Raw genomic sequence first — 10,343 nt, forward strand, 5'->3', positions numbered from 1 at the left:
GTTTTCGCAGTTATGGCAGTTAACCCTATTCATGCGGTTGTCAATCAATGCCATCACTTCACCAGCTTTCTCCCGCACATTGGGCAGTAGTTTATTTTCAATTTGCCATTGTGATAGGATTCATCGCACCTCATAAGCAATTCCCCGTCGTTTAACTGCACTGAATAATCATCAAAATACTCAACATCTTCACCCCTGCAAAACTCGCACCCTTCTTTTGGCTTTGGAGCCAATCCCATGTTGCTGATGCCAGTCATCCATTTCCCCATCTTGTCATTGGCGTTTTCTTTTTTGCTCATTGTCTATCCTCCAACTCCTTCGGGAACTCCCGCCGCATATTTTCTTCGCCAATGATCGGCACCAGGATATCTTTCATGAAAACGGGGGTCTTGGTTTTATCGCATTGCTCAACAATTTCTTCAATCCATTCTTTTTCCGGCACTACCTTTTCTTTTCGATTGCCGGTTTCGGCCCCGATAATAACCCATTGTGTATTTTCAAACTCACCATACGGGTTGATATCCCACTTTTCAGTTAACGGTTCGATGCTAATAAACGTATTATATTTAGCGTTATCTTGTGCAAGCCTTACAAACCGCTTCATTCGACTGCTTGTCGCCGTACTCCCGTACCACATATTAGGTGCACTAATTATTAAGCCAGCATTTATTAATTCTGCATATCTTTCTGGATTCTTCGTCAAAAACAAATAGTTGTGCTGTGGCGCATTCGCACATGCTTTCATGACTTCATTAATCCATTCATCCGGCACCCAGTCACCAAATAGATCGGCCATGGAGCAGACGAAAATGTTTCGCCCCTTCTTCCAGTTATTGGGAATCACCAACCGTTCATTGTAAAACGTTGGTTTAAAACCAAATGGGAAAGCGCATCGATAGGTACCTTCGTATATCCCACTGGAGATCATTTCGCTGTACTCCACTTTATTTGCGAAAACTTCTGTGCTACATTTAAAACGATTTGCAATCTTTCTCGCATAGCAGTATTCACAATCGTGCAAACAGCCCGTTACTGGATTCCATGTGCTGTCGCACCATTCTATTTTTGTTTTATTCATTTCATTTCCTCCATCCTCTCAAATTTAATCTGAATCCCCATAGCACCCATAATCTTTCCAAGTGTCATCATCTGCGGATCCCGCTCATCATTTTCATAATGACTGATGCTCCGGCTTGAAACCCCGGATTTTTCAGAAAGCTGTTCCTGGGTTAATCCGCATTGTTCACGCTCTGTTTTTATTAATTCGCCGATTGTCATTCCGCCTCCAAATCCGGCCACAAATCAACAGCTGCCGTCACTTCCATTTCCTCATACGCTTTTTGGCGCTCAGGCGATGTTTCGGGCATGGTGGATTTTGCTTTGCCATTTTCGTTATTGACGTAATTACCTTCCATGATTTTTACGAAGTTCTCAGGTTTCATCACCCAGTCAAACCCCGCTTTCCACTCCTTGACCCTGCCGCAAAGAAAATCACTAGCCTCAGCTTTGTGAAATACTTCAACGATCTTCTCCATGCCAAAATCTTTAAGCCGCAATGTGATATTTTTCTTTCGTGTCGCTGTTAGGCTTTTTACTTTAGGCATACTTGGAACAATGGTATTAAATAGGTCGACAACATCTTGAATTTTGTCCGTTTTTTTTACAGGATCGCTTGACGTATCGTCATACGATTCGTTACACGATTCGTGGGGCGTATCGGTATACGATTCTTCATTCTCATTATCATTCTCATTCTCATTATCATTTATATTTAATTTAGTATAGAGGATTTCTTCAATGACTTTTACAACGGTCAGGTTGAGGTTCTTATAGTCCTTGATATGCTCAAAAACTTTTCCGATCAAATCCTTATTTTTAATTTCCCCAATCTCCCGGATCAGCAAATCTTCAACCGGCTTTCCGCCTTTTATGATCGAATATCTCAAATAATTGAGAATTGCAATCTCACTGGTTTCTTCAGATATGACCACGACATGATACTTATCTTGAAACCTATCAAGCAATACCGATACCGCCTCAACGCTGTATCCCAGTTCAAAGGCCATGATCCGCTTATTGAACTTGTAAATTCCCAATTGCGATGAATGTGGGTTTGTCATCAGATAGAGCATGAAATAACGATCTTCTGGTGTAAACTCATCAACGACTTTGTCATCCGTCCAGAATCCGGTATCGACAATTCTTTTTATTGCCATTTCATTTTAGAACCCTTACGGGGTCTTGCGACCCCGCCCTTTCGCTGGATTAATAGAATACTGGTCTTTTATATGTAAAATTTATAAAAGCTTAGAAAAGTTCATCATCGCCATCTGCCATGAGGTGAAAATCTTCGTCCAGGCCCATTGTCGACATAGGTTCGCTGTTGCTTTGCTGCTGGGTGTTGGCACTATTGCCGCCGTCCTTCTTGCTGCTCAAAAACTGGATCTCATCCGCCACAACCTCCGTCACATACCGGCGCTGGCCATCCTGTGCATCGTAACTTCTGACTTGCAGTCTCCCAGATACACCGATCTGGTTACCTTTTGATAAATACTGTCCGGCGAATTCTGCCTGTTTTCCCCATACCACGATTGGCACAAAGTCTGCTTCCTTCTGGCCATCCTTGTTTTTAAAGCGGCGGTCGACGGCCAATGTGAAGCTGGCCACTGCTTTGCCTGTTGTGGTGTTTTTGACGTCGGGATCGCGTGTTAGGCGGCCGACAAGGATGACTTTATTCATTGCTACACCTCATCATAAAAGTCGTCATCCTCATGAGCCGGGAAGGGATCAGGTTCGTCTGCGAATGGAGGAAGTTTGTCAGTGACTGGTTCATCATCGGGGATTGGGTCATTATCGACGTATTGATATCCCGTTTCCGTAATAACAGCCATATCTCTTTCGTGAGCTGTTTGCATTTCAATTGACATAATCCCCCACTTTGAAATCAGCTGTCTAAGCATCGTCTTGTACGCCATCCCGTCGAAATCCTTGTACCAAAACGATGAGTATAGCCACAAATCGCTATCTTTAACATTCCCGGCTTCAAAATCAGCGTATGACACTTTGTTATATCTAGGGTCTCTTGCTTTGACGGGGTCTTTACTAAAAGCCTGGCTGTATTTGTCGGCGTGAGCAATCATTTTAGCTTTACTCCAATACATTGCTTTTTTAAATCCATTCTCATACTCAAACATCGCGTAATATCCAATTGTCGGGGTGTTTTCGCGGTCTTCTTCATCTTCAATGAGTTGGACTTCAATTTCTTCTTCAAGGGGGTTAAAACTGATTAATTCGCCCTCTTTGATGGATAACACATTGAGTTTTCGATAATACCCTGATCGGATCGCTAACTGGATATAGCCCTTATATCCTAATAAAAACTGGGCCGTTACACTGGCGACTTTTCCGCTTTTGTCTTTCTTTTTAAATGGCACCATATAATACTGCCCCAGTTGAGGGCTAGGGGATAATTTAAGGCTTTCCCCCAACATCGCAGCCGATAAAATCGAACCCTGGTCACACTCTGCCAGTGCCGGATTCGTACTGACGGCCGATATAATTGAGGTGATAAACCGTTGCCCATCTTTCCCCCCGACAACCTCATTTATTTTCCGCTTCACACCCTCGCCGGTCATGAAATTTGAAAATGTATCGCTTGTCGGTTTTTTCGCTATACTGTTATTAACTGCCATGATTAGACTCTCCCAACTTTAATTTTATTTTCAACAAAGAACGCTCTTAGTGCTTTTTTCTGTTCTGGTGTAACTGCAACTTTAAAGATCAAAACTTCCAGCTCTGGTTCTGGATCGATAACTTGCCGGGGTGGTTCGGTTGCGGCTTCGGTTGTGTGATCACCCTGTGCAATAATCGTTACTTGATCCGGAATTACTGCTTCGGTTTCTGCATCAACCGCCGCCGCTTTAACCTGTTCTAATACGATTTTTTTGGCTTCTTCCTGTTGCTTCTTTAATTCCTGCTGTTTTTCATATTCCAGCATTTTTTCAATTTGATCTTCCCACCGTTTTTTCTCAGCCATGGCTTCGGATAAAGAAAAATTAACCAGGTATTTGTCAAGCATCTGCTGTTCACATTCCATTTCGAGGTCTTTAATAACTTTAATGTCGTTCTGAATTGTTTCGATGATTGCGGAAATTTCTTTCTTGATCGCTGATAATCGTTCGCTGGAATTCAACCACTTTTCGACGTGAATTTTGTCATAAGGAACAAGTTTTTTTAGATCGCCAATGGTTTCATCAAAATACAACTTGATTTCAGCTGCTTTCTTGTCTTTAATGGCCTGTTCATATGCCTTAACCTGCTTGTCGATTGTCTGGATCGGTTCGTCAATCATTCCGATCAGAACTTTTACTTTATCCTCAAATTCGACATACGGTTTATTCCAGTCTTTTTTGATCTCTTTTCGCTTACCGTCAATAGTATTTTTTAAGGCGTTTAGTTTCGCCCGGTCTTCTTTCGCTTCCTTGGTTGAATCCTCGGTAACGACCATGTTCTGATATTTAGTCAGGCTGATTTCTAATTCTTGCTTTAACTGGTCGAAATTAAACCCGACTGCCGCTGGTACTATGTCTTTAACTTCTTTTTCTAATATAAACTCCATTTATTTCTCCTTATATGGCCGGTAATATTAAACTTGGCCTAACTTTATTTTTAACCTGGTCCCAGAACTTAATTTCTTTTTCGATAAGATAAACCATGTCTTCCATAACGTCGTTTTTCTCGATTGTATAATGTCTCGTCGTTAACTTCACGTCTTCAAATCCGTGCTTAATTTGAGCTTTTAGGATCACGAAATCATATCCGGTTGCGATGAGCTGATGGAGACATTGAATGTAATATTGATCCGGGATACCGTCTTTCCACTTGCTCCACTGCATTGGGTTCATGATCTGTGTTGTCTTGATTTCCAGAACACCCATTCTTTCACCCTCAATCCATCCGTCAAGGGTTGCAAACATAAACGGGTATACTTTATTGCGGAACATCTTGAATTCGTCGTATTTAACCGAATGCTGAGGAAAATCGAGTATAAACAACTCTCTCAAGAGCGATTCGGCATCATTTCCGTATTTGACGACTGGTTTATTTCCTATATCCTCTGGTTCGACTTCTCCGGTCTTTTCTTGCCACAATTGAATGTTGGTCTTCCATGGGTTCATTCCCAGAATAGCGGCGGCGTCTGATGCTCCAATCCCTGATTTTCGCTCTTCTAGCCATTGCTGGCGCTTTGTATTCATACTAGAAGATCTTATCGATCAGTTCCGAAACAACCATTGCATTTAATTCAAACCCCGGGTCGTCATCCTGTCGTCGTTGAATTGCGCTGATGAACATATCGAAATACGAGCTATCAACTCCGGTAAGTTGCTCTTTTAAAACTTCGATGTTTTTCAGATCGAGATCATTTAACTGCATCGCCATTTTGACATATTGCCCGGCATTAATTGACCATCCACGCTTAATGAATTTTCTGGTTCGGATTATAGAGCATAGCGGGTATTTGCTTCCTTGGTATAAAAGTTCCTTTGCTAATATAGATTCTAATGCTCCGATATTTAGGTGTAAATCTCTATCAGAACTCAACCAATAATTTGTACAATGCACAAAATCATAATTTTTGTGAATCTCTACTGGGTCTCCATAAAAGCGAATAACAAGCTGTATTTTTCCCGTCAAGGTAATTGCGTTAGATGTAAAATATATAGCTTTGTACGAATCTTCTTCATTGCTTTCATCAGGGGTAGAATTTTTAACATCTTCATCATCGCCAACTTCACCGGTCGATGAAATGAAGCACGTAATCCTGCCAAACTCATCTTCTCTTGCATCAACTTGATTTTTGCCTTTGTGCGTACTACTAAATTGATTTGCATAATAGTTCGCAACAGCTAGGCAAGTTTCTTTGTTAGTGAAATAATAGTCATAATCATTAACTTCTTCACCGGTCAACAGGCTTGTTATCGCTCCCCCAGTGATTATTGAGTTTTTATTTACTAATTCTTTAACCGTCTCATCTTTAATTGACTCAACGAAATTTCTGTGAGTTTTTGCCAAAATTGATTTAATTGCTTTTCTATTCATTTACTTACATCCTTTCATGCTGATTCTCGTTCTTTATATTCGTCATAACGGCGATCTGGGTCAGGGTCTGAGCTCTTATCTTCCTCGGCCTGCCATTCCCATGCGTTCACCGAACTAACACAATGCTCGCACCCCAAAATGTCACCATCGCAAGAATAATAGATGGTTTCACATTCTGAGTCGCATAGTGGACAAATCGGATAGTTGGGATCTGGTGGATCTGGGCCATATAGATTCCCAAAGCTCACTTCGCACCTGCCATTCTCATTGCTTGATATACATCATGATAATGATCGTTGCCCACATAAAAAACGTGGTTACCGCCGAATGTTTCCCGGAATGTGATTTCCTTGGTTCCTGGACGATTGCAGTAATGCATATGGCCAGCCTGCCGGATATCATCAAAGCAGTATTGCTCAAGAATCTCAATCACATACTGAGTCGAATACCGCGGTTTCGCCATCTGAATAATTTGCTTTGCTTCCAGTTTTTCTGCTAATTCCATCATCTCTTAATCCTCCACAAATGTTTTCCGTGCCTGCTCGAGGCACCGAATCTCGGACTGGACGCCTTTGAGCCAGCCCTTCCAGAACCCGCCAACGACATACCATTTATCCGTTACTTTTTTAAGAACCGATTCCTGGCCAAGCAGGACAGCAATTCGCAACTCAACCTCTTTCTGATCCATTATTCTCTACCGGGCTATTCCAGCATTCACCACATATTTCCATCAGTGACCTCTCCTCGTCATCCTGACACTCATCGCATAATGGAGGGTTATAGCCATAATTAAACGGGCAGTATCTGAAGATTACACTTTCTCGATCTAAGTCAGGTTGTTTTTCAATCAAATCATCAATAATTGATTTTGCCATCATGCTGCCTCTTCCAGCACCTTGTCCTTGAGTTTTTCAAGGTATCTGACGCACTTCACAAGCTTAGCCACATCGGTATCGCTGATGTATTCGTCGAATACATAATCCGGTTTCTTGTCATAGCTCCTGCCTGTGTAATAAACATTGACCATCAGCCCGTTTACGTGGCCAGCGAAATAAATCGTCACACACGGCTTTCCGCCGATGGCAAACCGATCTTCTTCGACTCCGTTAATTTCGATGCTTAACCGCATGATCTCTTGAACTGCTTCTAATTTATCCATTTGGTTCTCCTTGTTATTCTTGATTTACGCTGTCTGCTGTGGTAAAATTTTTGTATAGTAATTTCATATTTATTTTTGAAGGCATCCGCTGTAACGGGTGTCTTTCTTTTTTTATGCACTTTTGTTTCTCTTTTCCTGTTCTTTCATAGCTGTCAAGTTTCTGCTTACCGGTGTTGTAAACGCCCTGGTGTAAAATGGTTTGTGGAACTCCTCCATCAATTGAGCGACTGTGTAGATGCCGTATCCGGCCAGTGTTTCCTTTTTAATATCGCTAATGTTTAAATCAGCGACAAGCTGCTGACAGTCTTTCTGTTTCATATATTGAAGCCCTCCTTTCATTCATGATCGAACCTTTCTTAAGGTGTAATTTCTTTTGTACTTTTGGAGGTATCGCCGTTCTATCCATAGCCGATACAGCAAAATCGATGTTAGCAAAGGTGCTTTCAAGTAATTCTTTAAGAAAAGCCCCGGCAACCTCGGTTTCGTGATCGTCAATCTGATCGTCGATAATCACCCGCCGCATTTGCCTTTCCATGCTTTGCACGTCTTCAAGCTCTGATTGGTAGTTGATGAATGCTTCGGGCAGATTTCGCGATTTCACTCCACAGAAAATGTTGCCAAAGATTTGATTGGTCTCGCAAAGATACATGATCCCCATGTAAAACTGTCGCATTTTCCGGCGGGCCGGATCGGGGTCGGTAATGTAGAGATCCATCATTTCTAATATAATCTCCTCGGGCGGCATGTTTTTCCGTGAATAATTTGAATAGGTTTCATAGTTGTAAAGGGTATGAATCGATATACTTAGTGCGCTAGCCGCTTCTTCTTGGCTGATTCCGGCACGAAGTCTGAACATTTTAAGGATATTCTTGCAATTATCGTTCATTCTTTAATATCTCCTTTCGTTGTATAATTTTAGTAAGGAAAGTTTCCGCAAGCTTTCACTTTTAACCAAATCCAACCTTCTTGCTGCTTTCTATCCGCAGAATTCTAACTCCTCTTCTCCCTCCTATAATTGTGCCGATGATGCGATTGTTATCCCCACTAACTCGCATCAGGCATTTCTATTGAATCCAACAAATGTTTCAGTTCCACGCCCAATGCATTTGCCAGCGACAGACAAATTGTGACTTTGGGGATGTACTTATTTTGCTCTACGTCGCTGATGCTCGTTTGTGGTATCCCGGTGATTTTGCTTAAATCTGCCTGGGACATATTTCTCTCAAGTCGTAGTTTTTTTAATTCAGTTCCTAACATATCTCGCTCCTTTATTAACGTTTTATCGTTAATTAATTATATATCGTTAATTTCGATAAGTCAACTATATATCGTTAATTTTTATTAAAATAATATGTTATCCTTTAGATAACGATGTTTCGGTAAGGTGGTAATTTTATGACAATTCGTGAAGCTGTAGCTAAAAGAATATTGCTCCTCTGTGATGAACAAAACATCACGATCAACAAGCTTTCTACCAAGGCTGGGGTAACCCAATCAACGGTTGACAGCATCCTCAAGGGGAAGAGCAAAAACCCTGGCGTATGTACGATTAAAAAATTGTGCGACGCTTCCGACATTACGATCATTGACTTTTTTGACCACCCTTTATTCGTGAATCTAGACATCGATTTGAATTAAAGGGAGAAACCAAATGAACCCAATTCAGTTTTTGATCTGCTTTATCGTTGTTATAATTTATAAAGCGTTTTCTAATACCTATTACTATTTTCAAAGCATCAAGCTTTCTAATGATTACAGTGATTTTCTAAAAAATGAAAGTTCAAGTGTCTTTTCTAAAAAACAAGATATCCAAAAGCTTTTTTCAAGAGCTCACATCAAAAATTCATATGTACCAGTCACTCAACCAGTAGGCTATGGTTATCTTCAGGCCGCAAATTACCCAATTATTGACAATATGTTTGTAAAGGATCAGCGTGTTGTAAGTGCTATCATTGGTATGCTTGAAGAAGCAACTGGTGTATATCGACGCCGAATATTTGAATCATTCAACCCTATTTTCTGGGTAGAAACAATTATTTATTTACCGAGATCAATCATTGCTTACCTCGGGTTATCAACGGACGTGATCGCAGTTAAGATCATCCAGGTGATCTGGTGGATCATCGCCCCGATGGCCATCATCTATCGAAATAGCCTCATTTCTGTTTTTCAAAACCTTTTCAATTAGTCTTAACAATACCTTACTCAAATAAGCATACTTTTTAGGGTCGGTTCCTTCTTCAATGCCCATCAACCGATGTGCTTCGATCATGTTTTGAAGCACTTCCTCTTTTTTAGCTTGTGCGACATTGATTACAATTTGTTCGTTCATATCGCTTTCCCTTCCAAATCTCGCTCAATCAATGGCAATATCCCCTGTTCCCTCAATTCCTCATAAAGGAACATCCGCCCGGCCTGGGTCCACTTGGTATGCATGGTGCTGTCCGACCTGCCATCGCTTCGTTTGAACGAAATTGTTTCGCTATGGACATATCCGAAGGGCTTGTACTCCCGGTATAAAATCCACTGGCCGTTGCCGCCTTTATATTGGATATGCAATTCATGAAGTATTTTGTTTAACTTTTGAGCTGACATGCCGTAATCCTGCGCGATTTGCTCAACCGTGACCAGAGATTTGTTGTTGAGGATTGTTTTGACGTAAGCTGCCAGGGGCTTGAGTTCTTCGATTTGCTTTTCTTGCATTTTGATAACACCATCTTTAAACTCGAGTTTTTTGTTGGCCATTATCAGCGCTCTGGCTATCACCTTTTCTGGCGAGTTCCAATCTTTCTCAATTTGGAGAAAATACTGCCGGGCGAGCTTCCCTTTTTCTGAACGCTGGATCATAGCAATTTCTTTTGCCATATCGAGCTTTAGGATGTGATCGGTACATGGTTGCTTGTTCTGGGGGTGCTCAAAAATGAGCGGGGTATAATCTTCGGGCTCATCGAATCCGTATTCCTTCATTCTCGGGAACCAATCTTTATATGCTGTCCCAATTTCCAAAAACGCATGTAGCTCTCTGCCACTCATTGTTGGTTCCTGATTTTCGTTTACTACTATCTTGATTAAATCGTTCATAGTT

At 41.3% G+C, this 10,343-nt stretch carries 19 protein-coding genes; 2 read left to right on the forward strand and 17 right to left on the reverse strand.

Annotated features, from left to right (window positions below):
• Positions 1–53: 53 nt before the first annotated feature.
• The 16 genes from Q7J41_RS11435 to Q7J41_RS11510 form a co-directional block, all read right to left on the reverse strand.
• Entirely contained in the window at positions 54–299 is a 246-nt protein-coding gene (locus tag Q7J41_RS11435) for a hypothetical protein (protein WP_304888185.1), read from the reverse strand.
• Complete coding sequence (locus Q7J41_RS11440) at positions 296–1,078, reverse strand: DUF5131 family protein (protein ID WP_304888187.1); 783 nt, start codon at positions 1,076–1,078, stop codon at positions 296–298. Before Q7J41_RS11440 ends, Q7J41_RS11435 begins: the two co-directional genes overlap by 4 nt.
• Positions 1,075–1,278 (reverse strand): helix-turn-helix domain-containing protein, encoded by a 204-nt coding sequence (locus Q7J41_RS11445; RefSeq protein ID WP_304888189.1) that lies wholly within the window; start codon positions 1,276–1,278, stop codon positions 1,075–1,077. Before Q7J41_RS11445 ends, Q7J41_RS11440 begins: the two co-directional genes overlap by 4 nt.
• Positions 1,275–2,216 (reverse strand): hypothetical protein, encoded by a 942-nt coding sequence (locus Q7J41_RS11450; RefSeq protein WP_304888190.1) that lies wholly within the window; start codon positions 2,214–2,216, stop codon positions 1,275–1,277. Before Q7J41_RS11450 ends, Q7J41_RS11445 begins: the two co-directional genes overlap by 4 nt.
• Positions 2,217–2,307: 91 nt before the next feature.
• Positions 2,308–2,739, reverse strand: a complete 432-nt coding sequence (locus Q7J41_RS11455; protein WP_304888192.1) for a single-stranded DNA-binding protein — start codon at positions 2,737–2,739, stop codon at positions 2,308–2,310.
• A 2-nt stretch (positions 2,740–2,741) separates the two neighbouring features.
• Positions 2,742–3,692, reverse strand: coding sequence for a recombinase RecT (locus Q7J41_RS11460; protein WP_304888194.1), 951 nt, complete (start codon positions 3,690–3,692; stop codon positions 2,742–2,744).
• Positions 3,693–3,694: 2 nt separating this feature from the next.
• Positions 3,695–4,618: a DUF1351 domain-containing protein gene (locus tag Q7J41_RS11465; protein ID WP_304888196.1), complete on the reverse strand. Its 924-nt coding sequence runs from the start codon at positions 4,616–4,618 to the stop codon at positions 3,695–3,697.
• A 10-nt stretch (positions 4,619–4,628) separates the two neighbouring features.
• On the reverse strand, positions 4,629–5,255 hold the full coding sequence (locus Q7J41_RS11470; protein ID WP_304888198.1) for a YqaJ viral recombinase family protein: 627 nt from the start codon (positions 5,253–5,255) through the stop codon (positions 4,629–4,631).
• A gap of 1 nt (position 5,256) precedes the next feature.
• Complete coding sequence (locus Q7J41_RS11475; RefSeq protein ID WP_304888200.1) at positions 5,257–6,099, reverse strand: hypothetical protein; 843 nt, start codon at positions 6,097–6,099, stop codon at positions 5,257–5,259.
• A 244-nt stretch (positions 6,100–6,343) separates the two neighbouring features.
• Positions 6,344–6,607 (reverse strand): hypothetical protein, encoded by a 264-nt coding sequence (locus Q7J41_RS11480; RefSeq protein ID WP_304888202.1) that lies wholly within the window; start codon positions 6,605–6,607, stop codon positions 6,344–6,346.
• Positions 6,608–6,610: 3 nt separating this feature from the next.
• Positions 6,611–6,766 carry a hypothetical protein gene (locus Q7J41_RS11485; protein WP_304888205.1) on the reverse strand — a complete coding sequence of 52 codons (156 nt, stop codon included), beginning with the start codon at positions 6,764–6,766 and terminating at the stop codon, positions 6,611–6,613.
• A 1-nt stretch (position 6,767) separates the two neighbouring features.
• On the reverse strand, positions 6,768–6,977 hold the full coding sequence (locus Q7J41_RS11490) for a hypothetical protein (RefSeq protein ID WP_304888207.1): 210 nt from the start codon (positions 6,975–6,977) through the stop codon (positions 6,768–6,770).
• A complete protein-coding gene (locus Q7J41_RS11495) occupies positions 6,974–7,258 on the reverse strand; it encodes a hypothetical protein (protein ID WP_304888209.1) in 285 nt (94 codons plus the stop codon). Before Q7J41_RS11495 ends, Q7J41_RS11490 begins: the two co-directional genes overlap by 4 nt.
• 111 nt (positions 7,259–7,369) lie before the next feature.
• Complete coding sequence (locus Q7J41_RS11500; protein WP_304888211.1) at positions 7,370–7,576, reverse strand: hypothetical protein; 207 nt, start codon at positions 7,574–7,576, stop codon at positions 7,370–7,372.
• Complete coding sequence (locus Q7J41_RS11505) at positions 7,542–8,144, reverse strand: helix-turn-helix transcriptional regulator (protein ID WP_304888213.1); 603 nt, start codon at positions 8,142–8,144, stop codon at positions 7,542–7,544. Before Q7J41_RS11505 ends, Q7J41_RS11500 begins: the two co-directional genes overlap by 35 nt.
• A 158-nt stretch (positions 8,145–8,302) precedes the next feature.
• Positions 8,303–8,515, reverse strand: coding sequence for a helix-turn-helix transcriptional regulator (locus Q7J41_RS11510; protein ID WP_304888215.1), 213 nt, complete (start codon positions 8,513–8,515; stop codon positions 8,303–8,305).
• 138 nt (positions 8,516–8,653) lie between these two features.
• Between Q7J41_RS11510 and Q7J41_RS11515 the strand changes: the two genes are divergently transcribed.
• Together Q7J41_RS11515 and Q7J41_RS11520 are read left to right on the forward strand one after the other, a co-directional pair.
• Positions 8,654–8,896 (forward strand): helix-turn-helix domain-containing protein, encoded by a 243-nt coding sequence (locus tag Q7J41_RS11515; protein WP_304888217.1) that lies wholly within the window; start codon positions 8,654–8,656, stop codon positions 8,894–8,896.
• Between the two features lie 13 nt (positions 8,897–8,909).
• Positions 8,910–9,446, forward strand: a complete 537-nt coding sequence (locus Q7J41_RS11520) for a hypothetical protein (RefSeq protein ID WP_304888220.1) — start codon at positions 8,910–8,912, stop codon at positions 9,444–9,446.
• Between the two features lie 140 nt (positions 9,447–9,586).
• Here Q7J41_RS11520 and Q7J41_RS11525 read toward each other — a convergent pair whose 3' ends face one another.
• On the reverse strand, positions 9,587–10,339 hold the full coding sequence (locus Q7J41_RS11525; RefSeq protein ID WP_304888222.1) for a phage antirepressor KilAC domain-containing protein: 753 nt from the start codon (positions 10,337–10,339) through the stop codon (positions 9,587–9,589).
• Between the last annotated feature and the right edge of the window lie 4 nt (positions 10,340–10,343).

Origin of the sequence: Acetobacterium sp., assembly GCF_030652775.1 — a bacterium.
GTDB lineage: Bacteria > Bacillota > Clostridia > Eubacteriales > Eubacteriaceae > Acetobacterium.